We start from the raw sequence: 21,308 nt of genomic DNA, 5'->3' as shown, positions 1-21,308 counted from the left end.
ATAGGGCCATCACTGGCTACACAAGGCTTTCGCGAACCATATCGAGAAACGTCGCGACCACCCGTCGCGAACTCTGCTCACGCAAACACACCAGTGTTTCGGTCAATCTGCGGGTGCAATCGGTAATCGGCAACGCGCATACCCGCGAATCCGCCCCAAACTCCGCCGCCGAAACAACCCCCACACCAATCCCGACAACCACTGCTTCCCGCGCCGCTTCCCGCCCCTCAACCTGAATCGCCGGGCGAATGCGAAACCCGGCCCGGGCCATTTCCTCTTCCAGTGTCTGCCGCGTCACTGAACCGTGTTCACGCAACACCAGCGGCGTGTCGTCGAGGTCCGCCAGGCAAATCGATTCACGCTCCGCCCACGGATGATTGCGCGAAACGAACGCCACCATCGGATCGTTGCGCAACGGCACGCTGAGCAAACGTTCATCACTGACATCCCGACCCAGCAGCGCCAGATCGGCCTGATAGTTGAACAGCCGAAACAGCGATTCATCGGTGTTGCCCGTCTCGATCTTCACGCTGATCCCCGGATAGCGCTCGCAGAACCGCGCAATCTGCGGCAGCACATGCACCGGCGCATCCACCGCCAGAATCAGGCTGCCGGTCTGCAAGGCCTGGGATTCCTGAAGCAGCTCCTGCGCTTCGGCTTCAATCACAAACAGGCGCTGAGTAATCGCCAGCAAGCGTTCGCCGAGGTCAGTCAAACGCACGGAACGTTTATTGCGATGAAACAATAAAACGCCGAAGCGTTCTTCGAGTTTGCGCACCTGGTCGGAAATCGCCGGTTGCGTGAGGAAAAGCCGCTCGGCGGCTTTGGTGAAGCTTCCATGTACGGCCACGGCATGGAAGGCTTTGAGCTGGGCGTGGGACACCGACATGTAGCCTCCAGTAACAAGCTGAGCTTATGTGTGAAATACGATAAATCGATTTTATTTATTAAACAGTAATTGCTTTGATCCGCTCACGCCATCGATGACTGCCCGATCGGACAGCAGCGTTGGCGATGAGCCTGTGCGTGCAACAGCAGGACTCATCTGACCGGTATCGCTTTAGGGATGGGGTGATATCGCAGTGCTCAACAATAAAAAACACAGGCGTTTACTTAACGATTCTGCCGGCACACTCACACCCTGAGGTCAGAACCACAATGAACAAGCACATCGGCACCATTGCGCGTTGGCGCATGCAGATTTTCGCTATTACCTGGCTCGCGTACGCCGCTTTCTACTTCACCCGCAAAGCGTTTTCGGTGGCCAAACTCGGCATCGGTGAAGACCCGAACTTCATGCTCGACAAAATGACCATGGCCAATCTCGATGCCATCTATCTGGCGGCTTACGCGATCGGCCAATTCACTTGGGGCATGCTTGCCGACCGCTTTGGCCCAAGGGTCGTGGTGCTCGGCGGGTTGCTGATTTCCGCTGCGGCGGCGCTGGTGATGGGCAGTTTTGCAACGTTGCCGATCTTCGCCACCTGCATGTTGATCCAGGGGTTGGCGCAGTCCACCGGTTGGTCGGGGTTGTGCAAGAACCTCGGCAGTTTTTTCCCTTCCGCACAACGTGGGCGAGTGCTTGGGTTGTGGAGTTCCTGCTATGCGTTTGGCGGTCTGGTGGCGTCGCCGTTCGCCGGTTGGTGGGCGTACACGCTGGTGGGCACCTGGCACGCGGCGTTTATTTCCAGTGCGGTGGTGGTTGCGGTCGTGGCGGTGTTGTTCTTTATCTTCCAGCGCAACAAACCGGAAGACGTCGGTCTGCCGGCGGTGGAACCGGAGCCTGAACTGAGTGCTGAAGAGATCGAAGCCAACAGCAAACTCAGCGTTTGGGAGCCGCTGAAGGAGATCCTGCGCAACCGCACGGTGTTGGTGCTGGGGCTGGCTTACTTCATGTTGAAACCGGCGCGTTACGCGATTTTGCTGTGGGGGCCAGTGATTGTCTTTGAGCAGATGCCCAGCGTCGGCAAGGTGGGGGCAGCGATCATTCCGACCTCGTTCGAACTGGCCGGGTTGCTCGGGCCGATCATGATCGGCTTGGCCTCGGACAAACTGTTCGGCGCCCGGCGCATGCCGGCCTGTGTGCTGAGTCTGCTGGCGCTGACCGTAACCCTGGCGCTGTTCATGGCCGCCTTGCAAACCGGCAGTGTGTTGCTGGTGGTGGCACTGCTGTTTGTCATGGGCCTTACCCTGTATGGCCCGGACTCGATGATCAGCGGCGCGGCCGCCATCGACTTCGGTAAAGCCAAGGCTGGCGCTACCGCTGCCGGATTCGTCAACGGCTGCGGCTCGGTCGGCGCGGTGCTTGGCGGTTTGCTGCCGGGTTATTTCGATACGGTGACGGTATTCATCGTCTTCGCCGGTTGCGCGCTGTTCTCGGCGCTGGTGCTGATCCCGCACTGGAACAGCCGTCCGGTCGGCGTGATGGAGCCGCGCGCGTCCATCCCCAATTGCCCGTTGACGATCAAACCTCTGCGTTCCTGAAACCCTTTGCCTCGCGGCCTGCTGCGGCGTTCGCGGCAGGCTGTGTCGTGGCCAACTGACTGGAGAATCCCATGAGACCGTTTTGGCTGGAGCAGGCCTTGCAGGCCGATGCGTCCGCAACTTGCCCGCCGCTGCAAGGCGAAGTGCGCAGTGACGTGTGCATTGTCGGCGGCGGTTACACCGGGTTGTGGACGGCGATCATGCTCAAGCAACAGAACCCCGAACTCGATGTTCTGTTGATCGAAGCCGACATCTGTGGCGCTGGCGCCAGTGGGCGGAACGGCGGTTGCGCGCTGTCGTGGTCGGCCAAGTACTTCACCCTCGAGCGTTTGTTCGGCGTCGAAGAAGCGGTGCGGCTGGTCAAGGAATCGGAGCGCAGCATCCACGCCATCGGCGAGTTCTGCGAGCAATTTGGCGTCGATGCCGATTACCGCCTTGACGGCACGCTGTACACCGCCACCAACCGCGCGCAGGTCGGCTCGACCGACGCCGTGATCGCGGCGCTGGAGCGCAACGGCATCAACTCGTTCAGCCCGCGCCCGGTGGCGGATGTACAACGCATGGCCGGGTCGAGCAAGCATCTGGAAGGCTGGTTTTCTCCGGCTGCCGCCAGTGTGCAACCGGGCAAACTGGTGCGCGGGTTACGGCGGGTGGCGTTGCAACTTGGGGTGAAGATCCACGAAAACACCGCAATGACCGGTTTGGAGGAGGGCCGCCCAGCGCGTATTCACACCGCGAACGGCAGCGTGATCGCCGACCGCTTGGTGCTGGCGATGAACGCGTGGATGGCCCGCGCGTTTCCACAGTTCGAGCGCAGCGTGGCGATCGTTTCCAGCGACATGCTGATCACCGAGCCGCGCCCGGATCTGCTGCAGGAAATCGGTTTGACCAGTGGCGTTACCGTGCTCGATTCGCGGATTTTCGTGCACTACTACCACAACACTCCCGACGGCCGGATCATGCTCGGCAAGGGCGGCAATACCTTCGCTTATGGCGGGCGGATGCTGCCGGTGTTCGATCAGCCATCGCCGTATGCCGGATTGCTCAAGCGCAGTCTTGGCGATTTCTTTCCGGCGTTCGCTGATGTCAAAGTCGATGCAACCTGGAACGGGCCGTCCGATCGCTCGGTGACTGGTCTGCCGTTTTTCGGCCAGATGAGCAACAGCGGTAATGTGTTTTACGGTTTTGGTTATTCCGGCAGCGGCGTGGGGCCGTGTCACATGGGCGGGCAGATTCTCGCCTCCTTGGTGCAAGGGCTGGATAACCCGTGGACGCGCTCGCCACTGGTCAATGGGCCGCTGGGTTACTTCCCGCCGGAGCCGATCCGCTATCTCGGATCGTTGATGGTGCGCAACGCCATCCGCCGCAAGGAGCGCGCCGAAGACCACGGGCGCCGGCCCCGGCATCTGGACGTGCGCCTGGCAAAATTTGCTGCGGCGGCGGGCAAGGCGGACAAAGGCTGAGCACACCACTTACCTCTGGAGCTGCCGAAGGCTGCGATCTTTTGATCTTGATGGTTAAAAGCAAAATCAAAAGATCGCAGCCTCGTTTCACTCGACAGCTTCTACAGGTTATGTAGCGCGATTGAGCAACCAGTCGAGCAACAAACCGCTGTCGGACGCGGGTTGTGTTGCCCGGGGTTTGGGATTGCGGGTGTAGCCCAGGCACAGAATCGGTCGGTCGGGATCGCTGTCGAGGAAGCTCACCCATACTTCGCTGCCGGCGCCGGGCAACTCATCAGGCCTTATTCGGCCATTGGCTCGGGTCATGGCGATCGGCAGCCAGATCGCTTCGGTGTCGGTGGCTGGTGATGGTTCCGAGGGCCACAGCCTGACGGCGATCCGGCCGAGTTCGTCGAACCGCGCAGTTTGCCCCTGCGTGCCAATGACCTCCGCCAGATGATAGCCGGCGACACTCGGGCGCCCTTGTTTGAGCGGCGGGCGAAAGTCGGTGGACCACGGCTGGGCGCTGAAATCGTTGTAATAACGGTGCACCGTCGGGGTAGGATCAAGGATCGATGGATGTTGTCCATGATGGCGGATGGAGGTGATTCGCCATTGCTCGTTGAAGTGGCTGATCGGATGCTCCGTCACCTGCAACAAATGCCCACTGAGCAAGCCGATACAGTCGCTGCGTCCGTTGATCGAGCGATGCTGGCAACGTTGTCGCTCCAGATGCCGACGACTGCGCTGTTCACTGTAGCGCTGCTCCAGCGGGGGTAGCGGTTTGGGTGGATTTGACGGGGTCTGATTGGCGGCATCGTCGCCGAGAGTTTGCTGCCCTCGATTGCGTACGGCGTGGAGCGTCGGAATCGGCGCGGCGTGGTGATGCTGGAACAGCTCACTGATAGTCGGCGAGGGCGCTTGCTCATCAGTCTTGAACGGCAGCAGCGCCGGTTCTTGCGGCAGGCTCAGGCTGTCATCGGCAAACACCACAACGTGCCCGTCGGGCCGGTGTTCGAAGTGATAGTGGATGCCTTCCTCTTCGCAAAGTCTGTGCAGCAGCGCCAGATCGCTTTCCTCGAACTGGATGCAGAACGGCCGCACCGGGTATTGCCCCACGGTCATTTCAATCCGGTAGCTATCGCCGGGCAGCGCATTTTCAGTGAGCAACTGCTGGAGAATCTGCGGCACGCTCAGTTGCACGAACACGCGCCGATTACTCCGCCGGGCCAGGCTTTGCAGGTGGGGCACCACTATCAGGCGATAGCCGATCCGGTGCGTTCCGCGATGTTCGCAACTGGCGCTGTGGATGATGCCGTGAACCCCGTGATGATCGTCCAGGCGCAGAAATGCCGGTTGCTGCAACAGCGTGCCTGGCGCCACGGCGGGTGCCAGGCCGATCAGCTCAATGTCGAAACGGTAGGGCTGGTTAAGCGCTTCCTCGCCTTTGAAACGCAGCACCGGCAGGCATAACCCGCTGGCGGTCAGGGTAAGGGTGAACGGACTTTCCTTGTCATTGAGCATTCGAACAGGCTCTGTCAGGCAATACGGGCCTCAGAGGGTACGAAACCCCAGCGCAGAATGGTTATGTCAAAGGCGTTTTTCAGAATTGCCCTACAAGCACTGGTGAAGAAGTCGATTCCGCATTGGATTTTTTTGGTCGATTGCCGACTTTAGGCCGTATAAACTTGCCGCCACGCGTCGGCCAATAGATGTCTCGGCGCCACAGATCAAGAGAGTGAGTAATGGGCGCACAGTGGAAGGTTAAACACAAAGAAGCGGCAGCGAACGCCAAGGGCAAAATCTTCGGCAAACTGGTGAAAGAAATCACCATTGCTGCTCGCAACGGTGCCGATACCACCACCAACGCACACCTGCGTCTGGTGGTCGAACAGGCCAAGAAAGCCTCGATGCCGAAGGAAACCCTGGATCGCGCCATCAAGAAAGGCGCCGGTCTGCTGGGCGAAACCGTGCAATACCATCGCGTGACCTACGAAGGTTTCGCCCCGCACCAGGTGCCGCTGATCGTCGAGTGCGTCACCGACAACATCAACCGCACCGTCGCGGAAATCCGCGTGGCATTCCGCAAGGGCCAACTGGGCGCTTCCGGTTCCGTAGCGTGGGACTTCAACCATGTGGGCATGATCGAAGCCTCGCCGGACACCCCTGACGCCGATCCGGAAATGGCCGCGATCGAAGCCGGTGCCCAGGATTTTGAAGAAGGTGAAGAGGGCGCAACCCTGTTCCTGACTGATCCGACCGACCTGGATTCGGTGCAGAAAGCCCTGCCGGAACAAGGTTTCACCGTGCTGTCGGCCAAGCTTGGCTACCAGCCGAAAAATCCGGTCAGCGGTTTGAGCGATGAGCAGATGGCTGAGGTTGAAGCGTTCCTGGAAGGCCTCGACAACCATGATGACGTGCAGGATATGTTTGTCGGCCTGGCTGGCTGATTTGCTTCGTCAGTGATGCCCTCATCGCGAGCAGGCTGGCTCCCACAGTTGAAATGCATTCCAATGTGGGAGCCAGCCTGCTGGCGATTGACCGCGTAGCGGTCACTGCTTCTCCAGTACCTCAATCACTTCACTGAACCCCGGCCGCCCCAGCACATCCGCCTGACAGCAGCGCCGCTGCAGTTCTTCCAGTACCCCACGGCGATCATCACTCAACCCCGAGTCGATGCGCGCCAGCAATTCTCCAAGCAAAATCCCGAACGCCCGCACTTCAATGCGTTGCAGCGCGCGGGTTTCGAAGTTGTCCGTTGTGGCATGGAAAGACGCCGCACCGAAGTCCCCCAATAAACAGTCGCCCTGATCGTTCAACAGAATGTTGTGCCCGTAGAGATCGCCGTGGGTGATGCCTTGCTGATGCAGATGCTCGGCTGCCGAAGCGATGCCCTTGGCAATGCGCAGCGCCACATCGGCGCTGAACCGGCAATTATCGGCATACACGTCCCGTGAGCAGGAGGCCAGGCTCGGCAGCGCCGCCAGATTGAGGAAGCTAGGGTCAATCAATTGCATCACCAGCCCCTGCTGTCCGTCGGGGTGGCCAGTGATACGGCCTTCCACCCGGATCAGATTCGAGTGCAATCCGGCGGTGATGCAGGCGTTCATTTCGTGCAGCGGCGAACCGTCGCTGGTCATCTCGCCTTTGTACAGTTTGACCGCGACCGGTTGCGCCGAGCCATCGGCGCGCTGCCAGATCGCCCGGAAAATCACCCCGGAGGCGCCTTCACCGAGTTGTTGCTCCAGACGCAACGCCGACCAGTCGATCTGCGGCGTGGCTTCAAGGGCGGCGGCGTCGGCTTCGGTTTCCAGCGGATTACCGGCGTAGGCCAGCCACGTCAGGCTCGGCAGCGTCAGCAGAAACTGCGGTAACTCGGTCAAGCGGTTGGCGGCGATGCGGATCAGTTCCAGTCGATGGCAGTTGCCCAGGGATTGCGGCAGCGATTGCAACTGATTGCCCGCCAGCATGAGTTTCTGCAAGTAAGGACGTTCGCCCAGTTCATTTGGCAGGGTTTCGATGCAGTTGTCGGTCAGGATCAGCCAGCGCAGCAGCGGTGGCAGGGCGGCACCCGGCACATCGACAATGTGGTTGGCCTTGAAGCCGATCATCGTCAGCGCGGTGCATTGGCCGAGGCAATCGGGCAGTTCGCTGAACTGGTTGTCGGAGCAGAACAGCACGCGCAGGCGGGTCAGCCGATGCAGATCATCCGGCAGGCTGCTCAAGGCGTTGCCGCTGAGGTTGAGCACCTCCAGCGTTTCGGCCAGATCGAAGATCTCCGGCGGGAATTCGGTCAGGCCGCAGGACAGATCCAGCCGCGTGATGCCCGACAGTTCGCCGGCGCGCAATTGAGCAAGGGTGTGCATGAAAGTCTTCGCAATAGAGGGGTCGCTGGGAATGGGCGACATGATAGCGGCAAAGCTGTAGTTGCAGGCTGCTCCAGATCTTTGGAACGTTATCAGGCGTGCACTTCTTGCAACTGTCCCAACCGACTCCGCGTGCGGGCTAGGTCGATAGCGTTGCCCGCCAGGCTTTCGCCCAGCGGCAGCCTACCGAGCAGCGTCAGGTGTTTGTCCTGGTCGTAAAGCACGTCGATCAGATTGATGAAGCGCTGTTGCGCGGCGATCGAGCATTCGGCGAGTTCGGGCAAGTCATCGATGACCCATTGATCGAATCGCCGACACATTTCCAGAAAATCCATCACCGCCGTTGGCTGTTCGCACAGGTCATTGAAGGTAAAGCCGACACGCCGCTCCTCGCACAGGCGTGCCTGAAAGTGTCGGGTGCCAACCGCTAACGACAGGGGCGGCGCATCTTCGGGCGGCAGGTTGAGGGCCTGGCGCTGGGCTGGCGTGGCTGGCCACACGTAATGGCCTTGGGTGAATACCTGATGCAAATGGTTGCGCGCCAGACTTCGATAGTCGTGAGCCCCACCCACTTCCATAACCTGCATGCGTGAGTTGATCAGCTCGATCACCGGTTTGAAACGGGCGTGATAGAGCGGGTTGGGCAGCAAGCCTTCCGGCGGATAGTTGGATGTCACCAACAACAGAATCCCGCGTTGGAACAACGCCTTGAACAGCCGTGTGATGAGCATCGCATCGCCAATGTCATGCACATGAAACTCGTCGAAACACAGCACCCGACAGTCGTGCAGCAGTTCATCGAGCGTGAGAGTGAGGGCATCGTCCTGCTGGCGATGACGGAACATGCCCTGGTGCAGTTGCGCGAAGAACTCATGGAAATGCAGGCGGCGTTTCTGCGTGATCGGCAGCGCCTGGAAGAAACCATCGAGCAACCAACTCTTGCCGCGCCCGACGGCGCCGTACAGGTACAGACTCGGCGGCGTCTGCCGTGATGCACCGAACAGCAGACTGGCCTGCTGCGCCATGCAGTCGATCACGCGCTGCTGGCTCTGGCTGAGGGTGTAACCCTGGCCGTGAGCCTTGTTGCGGAAGTAATCGCGGATCGACCGGGCACTGGCGTCATGGCCTGCGCTGGCAGGCAGACCTTTGCCGAACAAACGGCGCAACGCCAGCCAGCGCTGGGTCAGTGGCGATCGTTTCGGCGGCTGGGCGGGCACTCTGCGGTCACTCCGTGTTCGTCAAACCGGCTCCCGGGAGCGCGGCGGCGTAGTGTAACCAGACGCGGAGTCAGCCTTCCACCGCAGCCGGTCGAGAGTGGGCGGTCATTGAACAATATTGTGCGGTTCGTACAGCTATTTTCAGCGACAGGATCCGACGTGCTGCCAACCTTTCGAAACATATCCCCGACTATCCGTGGATCCAATCGACTGGCGCAATCGTCGTCCGTTGCTAATCTGAAACACATTAACGACCTTCGGGCGATCCCTGACAAGGAATGGGACAGTGAATGCACGTGTGGTCATGGGCCTGCTGGGTGTGCTTGTTGCACCCGCATACGCGACGGATCTTCAGGTCGAAGTGCGGGTCGATGTGCAGCGCGGCTGCCAGTTGATCGGCCAGCAGCGTGAGGCCGGTATCGAGCAACTGGGTGTGCTCGACTTCGGCAGCACAGCGCGTCTCGACGATCCGGCAGGGCCACTGGCGGCGGCGCTGACCAATCAGCGGCTGCCGCGCCTGGAGTGCAATCCGGACACGCCGTATCAGATGCGCGTCGATGGCGGTTTGCACGGCGGTGTCGGCGAAGTGCGATACATGGTTGGCGATGCGGGTAGCAAGCCGATTCCTTACCGGTTGTATAAGGACGCCGCGCGGCGCGTGCCGTTGGTGGTGGATGTACCGGTCAGCGGTCGAGTGCCGGACAGCGGCACAGTGGAATTGCCCTTGTACGCGCGGATCGAGCGTTTGGCGCAAGTCCCCCGGGTCAGCCGTTACTCGGATCTGGTCAAGGTGACGGTCACCTGGTGATCGCAGGGTTTTAGTCGGCAATCCACCGGATTCGGATTGCGCAGGGAAGGCGTTCAATGATGAGCGCGGTGGTTGAGTCATCCTCAGGGAGCAGGGAAGGGCGAAATGACAGGCAAGCACTGGGTGGTCGTGGCGGCAGGTACGCTCGCATTACTCGCTGACGACGCGCAAGCGGCGGTGAGCGGGCAGATTCATGCGCGGCTGATCCTGATTGCCGGCTGTGAAGTGACCAACACCAGCAATCCCTCCAGCCCGGTCAGCGATTTTGGCAAGCTTGATTTCGGCCTTCAGGGCCCGACCTGGAACGCGCCGATCAACGCTAGCCTCGACAGCGACAGCAGCGGCAAACTCAACGTCGCGTGCAACCCTTCGGTCACCGGTTTCACCGTCACCATCGACGGTGGCGCCCATGGTGACGGCAATACCCGGCGCCTGAGCAACGGCCGCCAGACCATCCCTTATCAGCTGTTTCTCGATGCCTCCGGCAACCAAAGCTACAGCATCGGCCAACAACACAATTTCGCTGTCACCAGCGGTGCACAGATACCCATTCCGGTATTTGGCTCGGTGGTGGCGAATACCCGCGCGGTTCCGGCAGGGGTCTATACCGACACCCTGACGGTGACGCTCGACTGGTAACCCCGTAGAGGACGGACACCATGCGTACGTTTGCATCAAGGATAGGTTTGTCGCTGCTCGGCCTGACGCTGGTTTCCAGTGCCCATGCCGCCACCACTGTCACCGGCCAGATCACCTCCAGCCTGATCCTGATCAGCAGCTGTCAGGTCAACGGCGCTGGCGGCTCCACCGGTCTGAACTTCGGTGCCTTGAACTTCGGCACTGCCAACAGCCTGTTCACCACTGCCACCGGGCAAGTGCTGGGCGGTGGCGGCGGGGCGCTGTCGATTCTCTGTTCCAGCGGCACCACGCCGACGGTGAAGGTTCGTGCCGGCTCCCATGACGGCATGTCCCCGGGCGGCACGCGCGCGCTGTACGACGGTATCGCCAACTACGTGCCGTACGACTTGTACACCGATGCCGGGCATTCGCAGCTGTTGGCGATTGACGGCACGATCAATCTGGCCGCCAGCACTGGCGTAGCACAAACGGTGAACATCTATGGTCAGGCAGTGGGCAAGGCCGGTTTACCGGCAGGGACCTACACCGACACTGTCGCTGTTGAACTGACGTTCTGATGCCATGCGCCGGCATGGCTGCATCGCGCTGCTCCTACTTTGTGCGGGCAGTGCGCCGCTGCCGCTGACGGCGGCGACGAGTCAGAGCTTCCAGGTCAGCGCCACGGTCACGGCGGGGTGTCTGGTGGTGGGTGGGGTGTCGAACTATGGAGGGCTGAATTTCGGCTCGCGTTCAGCCCTGGCCACCGGCACGGTGCAGGTCGCGTTGACCGGTGGCGTGCAGTTGCAATGCACGCCGGGGGTGACATTGAACATGAGCGTCGATGGCGGCCAGTACAACAGCAGTGGCCGGCACATGCAGGTCAACAGTGGAAGTGCGCGGGTGGCGTATTCGCTGTTTCGCGATGCCGCGTACAGCCAGAGCCTGGGCATCGGCCAGAGCGTAGCGGTGGCCTACAGCGATGCGAACAACATCAGCCTGCCGATTTACGGTCAGGTGCAATTGCCGGGCAATCAGCCTGGGGGGACGTACAGCGACGTGCTGCAGGTGCAGCTGTCGTGGTGAGGCGAAGGTTGTTCGACAGGGAGCGGTTTTATGGGGTTAGTTACATCTCGGCACTTGTTCATTCAGAGCGCAATGTTGGCGCTGGCCATGTTCGCAGCAGGCCATACGCAGGCGGCCAGTTCGGTATTGATCTGGCCGATTGATCCGGTGCTTGAGGCCGACCAACAGGCCAGCGCGTTGTGGCTGGAAAACCGTGGCAACGAAACCGCCAATCTGCAGATTCGCGTCTTCGCCTGGAGCCAGAACGGTTTTGCAGAGCAGTACCAGAATCAGCGCGACGTGATTGGCAGTCCGCCGGTGGCGAAGATCGAACCGGGGCAAAAGCAATTGGTGCGCCTGACCCGAACCAAAGACGTACCGCCGGGGCAGGAACTGGCCTACCGCATCATCATCGACGAAATCCCCTCTGCACAACCGGCCTCCGCTGACGGTGGCAAAACGGCGGCGGCCATTCGTTTCCAGATGCGTTACTCGGTCCCGCTGTTTGCCTACGGTGCGGGGCTGTGGAGCAAAGAGGACAGCACGCGCCCACGTGATCCCAAAGGCATCGGCCTGCCACAGTTGAGCTGGCGCACAGTGGCGGTCGACGGCCGGCCTTATGTGGAAGTGCGCAATCAGGGTGCGGTCCATGCGCGGCTGACCGACGTGGCTATCAAACAGGGTGGGCAGAGCAAACCTGTGGCTGAAGGCCTGCTGGGTTATGTGCTGCCGGGGGCGGTGATGCGCTGGCCGGCACCGGGTTCGCTGGCCGGTGATTCGGCGTTGCAGGTGCGGGTCAATGGTGCGCCCCAAGTGCAGAGCATCACCCCGGCACGCTGAGGATTCGAGTCTCAATAGCTGGCGTCGGTTAAAGCAGTATCAGGAGGATTGAGTCCATTGACGGACGTAAAGCGCGTATGAGCCCAGGATGGGCTCGCCGTATTCAGCGTCCGTTGTGGCTCATGACCGGCGCTTGTTGCCTGGTGTTCGTTCAACCAACCGGGGCCGGCGAGCTGCCGCCACCGCCCAGCGGCATGGAGGCCGTCAGTGATGCACAGTTGTTTCTGGAACTGGTGGTCAACCAGATGAATACCGGCCGCGTGGTGGCGGTGGAGCAGCGCGGTGGGCGACTGTATCTGCCGGCCACGGCGTTGCGCGAAACCGGCATGAAACTGCCCGATAACCTCGGCGTAGAAGTCGACCTCGACGGTCTGCCGGGGCTGCACAGCGATTACGACAGCGTCGGTCAGCGCTTGCTTCTCGACGTACCGCCGGACTGGCTGCCGGAGCAATTGATCGGCAATCGCCAGGCCTATCCACGAACCCCGGCATTGAGCAGTTTCGGCGCGCTATTCAACTATGACCTGTACCTCAACGACACCGACGATGCCAGCACGTATCTGGCGGCCTGGAATGAAGTGCGGCTGTTCGACAGTTGGGGCATCTTGTCCAATACCGGGCAGTATCGGCGCACCTTGTCCGGTGATTCGCTCAGTACCCTGAACAACGGCTATCTGCGTTACGACACCACTTGGCGTTACTCCGATGACGAGCGAATGCTCACCTACGAAGCCGGCGACGTGATCAGCGGCGCGTTGCCATGGAGCAGTTCGGTTCGGCTGGGCGGCGTGCAGTTCTCCCGGGACTTCGCGGTGCGCCCGGATCTGGTCACCTATCCACTGCCGCAGTTTGCCGGCGAAGCAGCGGTGCCGTCCTCGGTGGATCTGTTTATCAATGGCTACAAATCCAGCAGCGCCGACCTGCAACCTGGGCCGTATACGCTGACCAACATTCCGTTCATCAATGGCGCTGGCGAAGCGGTGGTGGTGACTACGGATGCGCTGGGTCGGCAGGTTTCGACCACAGTGCCGTTCTATGTCACCAGCAGTTTGCTGCAAAAGGGTTTGAGTGATTTCTCCGTGGCCGCCGGTACGTTGCGTCGCGATTACGCCCTGAAGGATTTCAGTTACGGGCCGGGCGTGACCTCCGGCAGCCTGCGATATGGCGTCAGCGACACTTTCACCCTCGAGAGCCACGCCGAAGCCGCTGATAGCCTGACCCTCGCAGGGCTCGGGGGGAACCTGCGGCTCGGCAATTTCGGCGTGCTCAACAGTGCGATCAGCCAGAGTCGTTTCGAGGGCGACGGTGGCGAGCAATTGAGCCTGGGTTATCAGTACAGCAACCAGCGCTTCAGTTTTTCTTATCAACGCCTGCAACGGCACGATCAATACGCCGACCTGACCGTGGTCGACAGCCCCTACATCAGCCTCAGCCGCCGCAGCGAACAGGCCACGCTGAGCCTCAATCTCGAGCGCTGGGGCAGCCTCGGTGCCGGGTATTTCGATGTGCGCGCGGCTGACGATTCGCGCACGCGCCTGCTTAATCTGAGCTGGAGCAAACCGCTGTGGCGCAACAGCAGTTTCTACCTGTCGGCCAACCGCGAGATCGGCGACAGCAACTGGGCGGTGCAGGCGCAACTGGTGATTCCGTTTGACTTGCGTGGCAGCCTGGCGATCAGCAGTGAACGCAGCAAGACCGGGCAGACCCAGCAGCGGATCAACTACAGCCGCGCGGTGCCATCCGAGGGCGGGGTGGGCTTCAATCTGGGTTACGCCAAGGGTGAAGGCGCCGATTACCGTCAGGCTGACGTGACCTGGCGTCTGCAATCGGTGCAGTTGCAGGCCGGGGTTTATGGTACCTCGGACGCCGAAACCCGTTGGGCCGATGCCAGTGGCTCGCTGGTGTGGATGGATCAGCAGGTGTTCGCCGCCAACCGCATCGACGATGCGTTTGTCGTGGTCAGTACCGATGGTTTTGCCGACATTCCGGTGCGCTATGAAAACCAGCAAGTGGGTCAGACCGACAAGAACGGACATCTGTTAGTACCGTGGAGCAGTGCTTATTACCGTGGCAAATACGAAATCGATCCGCTGAATCTGCCGGCCAACGTGCGTAGTCCGAGTGTCGAGCAGCGTATCGCCGTGCGGCGTGGCAGCGGGTACTTGCTGGAGTTCCCGCTGGCCCGGGTGATCGCGGCGAGCATTGTGTTAGTCGATGCACAACAGCGTGAATTGCCACTGGGCGCAGGTGTGTTGCATGAACAGAGCGGCACAAACACGGTGGTCGGGTGGGACGGGCTGGTCTATCTGGAAAATCTTCAGGCGCAGAACTCTTTAAAGGTCACGCTGGCCGATGGCAAAACCTGCAAGGCGCAGTTCAGCGTGGACATGGATCAGAGCCAGGTGCCGCTGATTGGTCCGTTGGTGTGCCAATGATCGGCGTCCGTTTGTGTCTGTGGCTGGCGCTGATGCTGCCGGGGACGGCGCAAGCCTTGTGTTCAGTTGTCACCACCACGCCGGCGGCCTTCGGTACGCTCAGTTCGATTGCCGTACGCACCACATCGCAACCCAGTTCTACCCTCAATGGTGGTTTGAGCTGTACGGGTTCCCTGTTGACGTTGTTGAGCAGCAGCGACAACTTCTGGGCCACCGTCTCCTCGACCCAAAGTGGCCTGGTCGGGCCGACAGGTGATGTCATCGGTTACACGATCTACGCCAACAACAGCACCAGTTACCCGCTGACGCGGGGCACGGCCTATGACTTCGCCCGCAATGGCATCATCGATGCCTTGGGGCTGCTTAACGGGACGACGCCGAAAACCGTGCCGCTCTATCTGAGAACGACCATCGGCAGCAACGTTGCTGCCGGGGTGTACACCGAGACCCTGAGTATTTTCTGGAACTGGAATTACTGCTCGGGGATTGGCATCGGTGCCATCTGCCTCGGGCGCGATATCAACAATGGAACCACCACGTTGACCGTCAACCTGACCGTGTCCAACGATTGCACGATTACCGCGCCGAACATCGCGTTTGGCAGTGCGCCGGTGGTCAGTGCCTTTACGCCGGTGACCGGGCAGACCATCAATCTGGCTTGCACCAAGGGCAGCGCCTACACCGTGGGCTTGAGCGACGGTCAGAACCCGGTAAGCGTGGGTGGGCGACGGCGGATGATCTCCGGCGGCAACTACCTGGCCTATGACATTTTCAAAAGCGCTGGCACGACGCGTTGGGGCAGTGTCGGTACGGCGCGTCGGGCGAGTACCGATGCCGAGGTCAATCCGGGTAACGGCTTGGGTACCGGCAGCCAGATTTTCAATTACAACGCAAAGATCTACACCGACCAGACCACACCGCCGGCGGGGACGTATCTGGACAATGTGGTGCTGGATGTCGGTTTTTGAGCACGCGTGTTTCAGAATTGCAGCGATTGCTTGAGCTGTTGCGCCGCTGGCGTATCAACCGGGCTGACCATCGCATAGTTGTACCCGCCACCCGACCAATACTCGGCCTGCAAATCCCCATCACTGCGGCTGCCACGGGGCAAAAAGGTGTTTTTCGGCCCCGGCGGTCGCACATAAAAACTCACCTTGTGCCCACCGCTATCCTCATACATCACCATCGCTGCCGGACCTTCATCGGTGCTGAGCAGGCGACCACTGACCGGTTCAAATCCGGCCGACTTCAGGTCTGGCAAGCGCCCCGCCTGATTGAAATAGCGGTCGAGCCAGCGCTGCATATCGCCGTCGCCATCGACCTTGTAATCGGCCGGCAATATGCCTTGCTGGGCAATCAGTCGATAGGCCTGCAACGCATCGGTCATCGGCAATATGGAGGCGCGCACGAGGGTCATTTCCCGCGCCTGCCAGCCACTGAAACCGCCGACGCTGACCGCGATCAGCAACACTGCAGCGCTGGCCAGATGGCGGCGCGACTGAAGTTTGCGGCGCTGACGAATCATCGACGGATCAAGCGCCGGATTGGCCGGTTGCTGTAGCGCGCCACTTAGCGCCGCACGCAGTTGCTGGGCGTCCTGTTGCCAGCCGCGCACTTGCGCGGCTTCATCCGGGTGGCTGGCCAGCCAGGTTTCCAGCACACGCCGGTCGGCGTCGCTGAGCTGGTGGTCGACGTAAGCGTGCAGGTCACGCTCGCTGGGAGGCAGGCTGATCATTTGAGTATCCGCAAAGAAGGGCTGCTGATTTCGCCGTCGCTGAGTTGGCGCAAGGCCTGGCGGGCGCGGGACAGGCGCGACATCACGGTGCCGATCGGGGCGCCAAGGATCTCGGCGACCTCTTTATAGGAAAGGCCTTCAACCGAGACCATCATTAGCAGGGCGCGTTGCTCGGTGGGCAATCGGTCGAAGGCTTGCAGGGTCGATTGGGCGATCACCGTGCGCTCCACCGAAGGCTCGACGTCGTCGCGACCGGTAAAAAACTCAAGCATCCGTGCATAGCGGCGAGAACGGCGATGAGCATCGAGAAACTGTCGATACAGGATCGCAAACAGCCAGGCACGCAGGTCGCCCTCGGCGCGTTTATCGCCCCAACTCGACAGTGCCCGCTCCAGGCTCGCCTGTACCAGATCGTCGGCGCTGCTGCTGTTGCGCGTCAACGACACGGCAAAGCGGCGCAATCTGGGAATGATTTCTCTCAACTGTTCGTCGAATTCGCTCATGAATTTCTGCTAGTAACTACGCTGTGGACTAGGGAGACGTCCATCGCTTGAGGTTATTCCACGTTCGGAAAAATAAATACCGGGTCGTGGAATAAATCCTGACGGGGTGCGTCTTGCTGATTCTTACTATTTGTGGCCGATGGCCCTGGAGTTATTCATGGTTGATCGCACTTCACCCACAGGCGGGCCGCAGCGCCCGCCACTGAGTGCCGCGAGCCTGATTTTGCGTCTTGGCGGCATAGCCGTGGTGGTCGCAGCAGTGGCCGGGGCGTTTGCCTACGTGCATGGCAACTTTGACCCACAACGTCTGACGCCCAAGGCGCTGGTCGATGTATTTGAAAAGAACAACGGTGTGCATCCCGGGTTCCGCCGCAATCACGGCAAGGGCGTTTGCGTCATCGGCCATTTCGAGAGCAGCGGCGAGGCGCGAGCGTTCTCGACCGCGCAGGTATTCAACGAGCCACGCACCCCGGTGGTGGGGCGTTTTGCGTTGCCAGCGGGCAATCCTTATGCGCCGGACAGCAGCGTACCGATTCGCAGTCTGGCGCTGCGTTTCACCCAGGCCAACGGCCAGCAGTGGCGCACCGGGATGAACAGCATGCCGGTGTTTCCGGTGGGTACGCCTGAGGCGTTCTATCAACTGCAACAGGCGCAGTCGCCGGATCCGGCCACCGGCAAACCGGACCCGGCCAAGGTGCCGGCATTCTTCGCATCGCACCCGGAAGCCGTGCCGTTTCTCACTTGGGTGAAGACCGCCAAACCATCGGCGAGCTACGCCACTGAAACCTATAACAGCATCAATGCCTTCTATCTGGTGGATGCCAGCGGGAAAAAACAGGCCGTGCGCTGGAGCATGAAGCCTTTGGCTCAGGACGCTGCTGGCGCCACCGCCCCCGAGGGCGGCGACTTTCTGGAGAAAGACCTGGTGCAACGCTTGGCTGCTGCACCACTGCGTTTTCAGTTGAATATCACCCTGGCTAACGCCGATGACCCGGTGAACGACGCCAGCAAAACCTGGCCCGAGGGTCGCAAGGTGTTGAATGCCGGCACGTTGGTGCTGGAGAAAACACAGCCGCAACTGAGCGGCGAGTGCCGTGACATCAACTACGACCCACTGGTTTTACCGGCCGGGATTCAAGGTTCCGACGATCCATTGCTGGCCGCTCGCTCCGCCGGTTACGCCGATTCCTACCTGCGCCGCACCAGCGAAGTCAGCCAATTGCCCGCCGCCAAACAGGAGGCTCGCCCATGAGCACGCAACCGACTCATTTCGCGCTGTTGGCGCGGCTGCTGCACTGGCTGATGGCGGTGATGATCATCGCGATGCTGTTTATTGGTGCCGGTATGGTCACCTCGGTCTCAGAACGGCATGAATGGCTGATCAATCTGCACAAGCCGTTGGGTATCGCGATTCTGGCGCTGGTGATCGTGCGTCTTTTGGTGCGTTTCTCGACGCGCCAGCCACCATTGCCGGCGGATCTGCCGGACTGGCAGGTGCTGGCCGCCAAGGCTTCGCACGTCTTGTTGTATGCGTTGATGCTGGTGTTGCCGCTGCTCGGTTGGGCGATGATCAGCGCCTCGGGGGAGCCGGTGATGCTCAGCAGTTCGTTGCAGTTGCCGTCGATTGTGCCGGCCGATGCGCAGGTGTTTGCGTTTCTGCGCAAAGCCCATGGGTATCTGGCGTATCTGTTGTTTCTGACCGTGCTGCTGCACCTGGCGGCGGCGTTGTTCCATGGCTGGGTGCGCCGCGACGAGGTACTCGACAGTATGTTGCGTGGGCGAGATCGCAGTTAGCCCGCTTGGGTGGCGCATCGTTCAGGTGCGCCGCTTTTCAGGGTCAGCCACCAATAGCCCAGCGCGACCGCGTTGATGCCTGCACCCAGCAGGCACACGCCAGTCCAACCGGCCCACGCATACATGGCGGTTGATCCGATTGAGCCCAACGCGCTGCCGATCGAATAAAACAGCATGTAACCGGCGGTAAGGCGGCTTTGCGCTTCGGGGCGCACGCTGTAGATCATGCTCTGGCTGGTGACGTGCACGGCTTGCAAGCCTAGATCCAAAGTAATCACTCCAAGCAGCAACGCCCACAGCGAGGATTGGGTGAGGGCGATCGGCAGCCACGAGCCGAGCATCAACAGCAGGGAAAGCCCGCTGACCCATTGGCCCAAGCCTCGGTCGGCCAAGTGTCCGGCGCGCGCGGCGGCCAGTGCACCTGCTGCACCGGCGAGTCCGAATAATCCGATTTCGCTGTGGGAAAGCGACAGCGGTGGGGCGGCCAGTGGCAGCACCATCGGCGTCCACAACACCATGGCGCTGGCGAAGGTCAGCAGAGCGAGCAGTGCGCGTTGGCGCAGAACCGGCTCTTCCTTGAACAGGCTGAATACCGAGGCGATCAGTGCGCTGTAACGTGTCGCCGGTTGCGGCGCTTCTGCTTTGGGCAGCACGCGAAACAGCAGCAAAGCCATCACCAATGTCAGTCCCGCCGACAACCAATAGATGGCTCGCCATCCGGCCAGATCGGCCATGGCTCCGGCGATCGTGCGCGCCAGCAGGATGCCGACAACGATGCCACTGGTAACGACGCCGACTACGCGACCGCGTTGTGCCGGATCTGTCAGTGTCGCCGCGTAAGCCACCAAGACTTGAGTGACCACCGCGAGCAAACCGGTCAGCGTCATGCCAAGCAATAACCAAAGACTGGTGGGGGCCAGCGCGATAATCAATAACGCCGCCGCTGACAACAGCGTTTGCGAGACGATCAACCGTCGTCGATTCAGCAAATCACCGAGCGGCACGAGCAATACCAGCCCAACGCCGTAACCGATTTGAGTCAGAGTAACGACGATGCCGATGGAGGCCGGCGACATGGCAAACGCCTCGGCCATGGCATCCAGCAGCGGCTGTGCGTAATACACGTTGCCCACGGCCAGGCCGCAGGCGACGGCGAAAAGCAGCACGACACTGCTGTTAAGTGATTGAGATTTCATACCCGGATTCCCTTTTGGGTTTCAAATTAAAACCAGAATCAAGGTATGCACTCTGGTTTTGATTTGCAACCACCTATATCGAATCCATGGACAGCACAAAGCAAAAGATCGCAGACAAGCTGCGATCTTTTGGTAACGCGGGGAAGGGTATCAGCGCAGGGTATCGACCATGTCGGCGATGGTGGTCAGCACGTCTTTGCCCAACTGTTTCGAGCGTTTGCCCGACCAGCCGGTTTCCGGATTCGGTGCGTCGTCGTGATCCTTGAACGGCATTTCGAGGGTCAGTGACAGACAATCGTACTTCTGGCCGACGCTGTTGCACGCCAGGGTCATGTTGGCCTGGCCCGGTTCGTCACGGGTGTAGCCGTACTTGGTCTGGAACTCTTTGGTGGTGTGTTTCAGGTGGCTGCGGAAATGCTCTTCGAGCTTCTCGATCCGCGGTGTGTATCCCGGATTGCCTTCACAACCGGCGGTGAACACGTGGGGAATGGTTTCGTCACCATGGGCGTCCAGAAACAGATCGACACCGTACTTTTCCATTTGCTGCTGTACGAACAGGACTTCAGGGCTGATCTCCTGACTGGCATTCTGCCAGGCACGGTTCAAGTCCTGGCCCATCGCGTTGGTGCGCAGGTGGCCATGGAAGGCGCCGTCGGGGTTCATGTTCGGCACCAGGTAAAGATCGGCGCTGGCGAGTAATTTGTTCAGCACCGGGTCATCGTGTCTTTCCAGACGCTCGATGATGCCTTCCATGAACCATTCGGCCATGTGTTCGCCAGGATGCTGTTGGGCGATGATCCAGACTTTGCGCTGGCCTTCGGCACCGCTGCCTTTGCGCAACAGTTGAATGTCGCGACCTTCGACGCTCTTGCCGGTCGCCAGCAACTCGGTGCCGGCCTTGGTCAGGGCTTGTTCGATCAGCCAGTCGTGACGGCCACGGCTGTAGGGTTCGAAATAGGCGAACCAGGCGTGGGTCTGGGTGGCTTCAAGGGAGAAACGCAGGCAGTCGCCTTCGAAAATCGTTGGTACGCGGAACCAGTTGACGTGGTCATAGGACGCTACGGCTTGATAGCCGGGCCAGCCCTTGGCGTAGGTGGACTGGCTGGCGTTGTTCAGGCGAAACCAGTGTTCCTGGCCGACGTGCAGGCCGCTGGCCTTGAAATGGAACCACTGGAAATGCGCGCTGCGGGTGTCTGGGCGGATGGCCAGAACCGGGTTGAGCGGATTGCTGATGTCGATGACTTGGATATTGCCGCTATCGAAGTTGGCGCTGATGTCGAACGAAGATTTGGCCACGGTCATAGTCGA

General features: G+C 60.6%; 20 protein-coding genes. 12 read left to right on the top strand and 8 right to left on the bottom strand.

Annotated features, from left to right (window positions below):
• Positions 1-16 precede the first annotated feature (16 nt).
• On the bottom strand, positions 17-889 hold the full coding sequence (locus tag IAI51_RS22535) for a LysR family transcriptional regulator (RefSeq protein WP_187680472.1): 873 nt from the start codon (positions 887-889) through the stop codon (positions 17-19).
• Positions 890-1,158: 269 nt separating this feature from the next.
• On the opposite strand from IAI51_RS22535, the gene IAI51_RS22530 reads away from it, so the two are divergent.
• The gene (locus IAI51_RS22530; protein WP_187680471.1) at positions 1,159-2,484 is read left to right on the top strand and encodes an MFS transporter; all 1,326 of its coding nucleotides are present in this window, start codon (positions 1,159-1,161) and stop codon (positions 2,482-2,484) included.
• 71 nt (positions 2,485-2,555) lie between these two features.
• On the top strand, positions 2,556-3,947 hold the full coding sequence (locus IAI51_RS22525; RefSeq protein WP_187680470.1) for an FAD-dependent oxidoreductase: 1,392 nt from the start codon (positions 2,556-2,558) through the stop codon (positions 3,945-3,947).
• A 108-nt stretch (positions 3,948-4,055) separates the two neighbouring features.
• Here IAI51_RS22525 and IAI51_RS22520 read toward each other — a convergent pair whose 3' ends face one another.
• Positions 4,056-5,450 (bottom strand): type VI secretion system Vgr family protein, encoded by a 1,395-nt coding sequence (locus IAI51_RS22520; RefSeq protein WP_187680469.1) that lies wholly within the window; start codon positions 5,448-5,450, stop codon positions 4,056-4,058.
• Positions 5,451-5,671: 221 nt separating this feature from the next.
• On the opposite strand from IAI51_RS22520, the gene IAI51_RS22515 reads away from it, so the two are divergent.
• The gene (locus IAI51_RS22515; RefSeq protein ID WP_187680468.1) at positions 5,672-6,376 is read left to right on the top strand and encodes a YebC/PmpR family DNA-binding transcriptional regulator; all 705 of its coding nucleotides are present in this window, start codon (positions 5,672-5,674) and stop codon (positions 6,374-6,376) included.
• Between the two features lie 102 nt (positions 6,377-6,478).
• Here the strand turns inward: IAI51_RS22515 and IAI51_RS22510 are convergent, their stop codons facing one another.
• Entirely contained in the window at positions 6,479-7,792 is a 1,314-nt protein-coding gene (locus IAI51_RS22510; protein WP_187680467.1) for a leucine-rich repeat-containing protein kinase family protein, read from the bottom strand.
• A gap of 92 nt (positions 7,793-7,884) precedes the next feature.
• Complete coding sequence (zapE, locus tag IAI51_RS22505) at positions 7,885-9,009, bottom strand: cell division protein ZapE (RefSeq protein WP_187680466.1); 1,125 nt, start codon at positions 9,007-9,009, stop codon at positions 7,885-7,887.
• 286 nt (positions 9,010-9,295) lie between these two features.
• On the opposite strand from zapE, the gene IAI51_RS22500 reads away from it, so the two are divergent.
• The 7 genes from IAI51_RS22500 (at position 9,296) to IAI51_RS22470 (ending at position 15,740) form a co-directional block, all read left to right on the top strand.
• Positions 9,296-9,817, top strand: a complete 522-nt coding sequence (locus tag IAI51_RS22500; protein ID WP_187680465.1) for a spore coat U domain-containing protein — start codon at positions 9,296-9,298, stop codon at positions 9,815-9,817.
• 105 nt (positions 9,818-9,922) lie between these two features.
• Positions 9,923-10,456 (top strand): spore coat U domain-containing protein, encoded by a 534-nt coding sequence (locus IAI51_RS22495; protein ID WP_187680464.1) that lies wholly within the window; start codon positions 9,923-9,925, stop codon positions 10,454-10,456.
• Positions 10,457-10,476: 20 nt separating this feature from the next.
• A complete protein-coding gene (locus IAI51_RS22490; protein WP_187680463.1) occupies positions 10,477-11,013 on the top strand; it encodes a spore coat U domain-containing protein in 537 nt (178 codons plus the stop codon).
• 4 nt (positions 11,014-11,017) lie between these two features.
• Positions 11,018-11,518, top strand: coding sequence for a spore coat U domain-containing protein (locus IAI51_RS22485; RefSeq protein WP_187680462.1), 501 nt, complete (start codon positions 11,018-11,020; stop codon positions 11,516-11,518).
• 30 nt (positions 11,519-11,548) lie between these two features.
• Positions 11,549-12,337: a molecular chaperone gene (locus IAI51_RS22480; protein ID WP_187680461.1), complete on the top strand. Its 789-nt coding sequence runs from the start codon at positions 11,549-11,551 to the stop codon at positions 12,335-12,337.
• A 77-nt stretch (positions 12,338-12,414) separates the two neighbouring features.
• On the top strand, positions 12,415-14,772 hold the full coding sequence (locus IAI51_RS22475; RefSeq protein ID WP_187680460.1) for a fimbria/pilus outer membrane usher protein: 2,358 nt from the start codon (positions 12,415-12,417) through the stop codon (positions 14,770-14,772).
• Positions 14,769-15,740, top strand: coding sequence for a spore coat protein U domain-containing protein (locus IAI51_RS22470; protein ID WP_187680459.1), 972 nt, complete (start codon positions 14,769-14,771; stop codon positions 15,738-15,740). The genes IAI51_RS22475 and IAI51_RS22470 overlap by 4 nt, the downstream gene beginning before the upstream one ends.
• Before the next feature lie 11 nt (positions 15,741-15,751).
• Here IAI51_RS22470 and IAI51_RS22465 read toward each other — a convergent pair whose 3' ends face one another.
• Both IAI51_RS22465 and IAI51_RS22460 read right to left on the bottom strand, forming a co-directional pair.
• The gene (locus IAI51_RS22465; protein WP_187680458.1) at positions 15,752-16,507 is read right to left on the bottom strand and encodes an anti-sigma factor family protein; all 756 of its coding nucleotides are present in this window, start codon (positions 16,505-16,507) and stop codon (positions 15,752-15,754) included.
• A complete protein-coding gene (locus tag IAI51_RS22460; RefSeq protein ID WP_187680457.1) occupies positions 16,504-17,010 on the bottom strand; it encodes a sigma-70 family RNA polymerase sigma factor in 507 nt (168 codons plus the stop codon). Before IAI51_RS22460 ends, IAI51_RS22465 begins: the two co-directional genes overlap by 4 nt.
• Before the next feature lie 157 nt (positions 17,011-17,167).
• Between IAI51_RS22460 and IAI51_RS22455 the strand changes: the two genes are divergently transcribed.
• Both IAI51_RS22455 and IAI51_RS22450 read left to right on the top strand, forming a co-directional pair.
• The gene (locus IAI51_RS22455) at positions 17,168-18,262 is read left to right on the top strand and encodes a catalase family peroxidase (protein ID WP_187680456.1); all 1,095 of its coding nucleotides are present in this window, start codon (positions 17,168-17,170) and stop codon (positions 18,260-18,262) included.
• Complete coding sequence (locus tag IAI51_RS22450) at positions 18,259-18,804, top strand: cytochrome b (RefSeq protein WP_187680455.1); 546 nt, start codon at positions 18,259-18,261, stop codon at positions 18,802-18,804. The genes IAI51_RS22455 and IAI51_RS22450 overlap by 4 nt, the downstream gene beginning before the upstream one ends.
• On the opposite strand, the gene IAI51_RS22445 is transcribed toward IAI51_RS22450, so the two are convergent.
• Both IAI51_RS22445 and IAI51_RS22440 read right to left on the bottom strand, forming a co-directional pair.
• On the bottom strand, positions 18,801-20,000 hold the full coding sequence (locus tag IAI51_RS22445; RefSeq protein WP_187680454.1) for an MFS transporter: 1,200 nt from the start codon (positions 19,998-20,000) through the stop codon (positions 18,801-18,803). The two genes, IAI51_RS22450 and IAI51_RS22445, sit on opposite strands and share 4 nt — an antisense overlap.
• A 150-nt stretch (positions 20,001-20,150) precedes the next feature.
• Positions 20,151-21,302 carry a carboxypeptidase family protein gene (locus IAI51_RS22440; protein ID WP_187680453.1) on the bottom strand — a complete coding sequence of 384 codons (1,152 nt, stop codon included), beginning with the start codon at positions 21,300-21,302 and terminating at the stop codon, positions 20,151-20,153.
• Positions 21,303-21,308 lie beyond the last annotated feature (6 nt).

Origin of the sequence: Pseudomonas sp. N40(2020) (assembly GCF_014472415.1) — a bacterium.
Classification (GTDB): domain Bacteria; phylum Pseudomonadota; class Gammaproteobacteria; order Pseudomonadales; family Pseudomonadaceae; genus Aquipseudomonas.
The sequence above is the reverse complement of the archived record's forward strand: the minus strand, read 5'-3'. Positions and strand labels throughout refer to the sequence as shown.

Bases quoted from the DNA above. Each gene is read 5' to 3' on its own strand.
- IAI51_RS22535 (WP_187680472.1), bottom strand. From the start codon at position 889: ATGTCGGTGTCCCACGCCCAGCTCAAAGCCTTCCATGCCGTGGCCGTA.
- IAI51_RS22530 (WP_187680471.1), top strand. From the start codon at position 1,159: ATGAACAAGCACATCGGCACCATTGCGCGTTGGCGCATGCAGATTTTC.
- IAI51_RS22525 (WP_187680470.1), top strand. From the start codon at position 2,556: ATGAGACCGTTTTGGCTGGAGCAGGCCTTGCAGGCCGATGCGTCCGCA.
- IAI51_RS22520 (WP_187680469.1), bottom strand. From the start codon at position 5,450: ATGCTCAATGACAAGGAAAGTCCGTTCACCCTTACCCTGACCGCCAGC.
- IAI51_RS22515 (WP_187680468.1), top strand. From the start codon at position 5,672: ATGGGCGCACAGTGGAAGGTTAAACACAAAGAAGCGGCAGCGAACGCC.
- IAI51_RS22510 (WP_187680467.1), bottom strand. From the start codon at position 7,792: ATGCACACCCTTGCTCAATTGCGCGCCGGCGAACTGTCGGGCATCACG.
- IAI51_RS22495 (WP_187680464.1), top strand. From the start codon at position 9,923: ATGACAGGCAAGCACTGGGTGGTCGTGGCGGCAGGTACGCTCGCATTA.
- IAI51_RS22490 (WP_187680463.1), top strand. From the start codon at position 10,477: ATGCGTACGTTTGCATCAAGGATAGGTTTGTCGCTGCTCGGCCTGACG.
- IAI51_RS22485 (WP_187680462.1), top strand. From the start codon at position 11,018: ATGCGCCGGCATGGCTGCATCGCGCTGCTCCTACTTTGTGCGGGCAGT.
- IAI51_RS22480 (WP_187680461.1), top strand. From the start codon at position 11,549: ATGGGGTTAGTTACATCTCGGCACTTGTTCATTCAGAGCGCAATGTTG.
- IAI51_RS22475 (WP_187680460.1), top strand. From the start codon at position 12,415: ATGAGCCCAGGATGGGCTCGCCGTATTCAGCGTCCGTTGTGGCTCATG.
- IAI51_RS22470 (WP_187680459.1), top strand. From the start codon at position 14,769: ATGATCGGCGTCCGTTTGTGTCTGTGGCTGGCGCTGATGCTGCCGGGG.
- IAI51_RS22465 (WP_187680458.1), bottom strand. From the start codon at position 16,507: ATGATCAGCCTGCCTCCCAGCGAGCGTGACCTGCACGCTTACGTCGAC.
- IAI51_RS22460 (WP_187680457.1), bottom strand. From the start codon at position 17,010: ATGAGCGAATTCGACGAACAGTTGAGAGAAATCATTCCCAGATTGCGC.
- IAI51_RS22455 (WP_187680456.1), top strand. From the start codon at position 17,168: ATGGTTGATCGCACTTCACCCACAGGCGGGCCGCAGCGCCCGCCACTG.
- IAI51_RS22450 (WP_187680455.1), top strand. From the start codon at position 18,259: ATGAGCACGCAACCGACTCATTTCGCGCTGTTGGCGCGGCTGCTGCAC.
- IAI51_RS22445 (WP_187680454.1), bottom strand. From the start codon at position 20,000: ATGAAATCTCAATCACTTAACAGCAGTGTCGTGCTGCTTTTCGCCGTC.
- IAI51_RS22440 (WP_187680453.1), bottom strand. From the start codon at position 21,302: ATGACCGTGGCCAAATCTTCGTTCGACATCAGCGCCAACTTCGATAGC.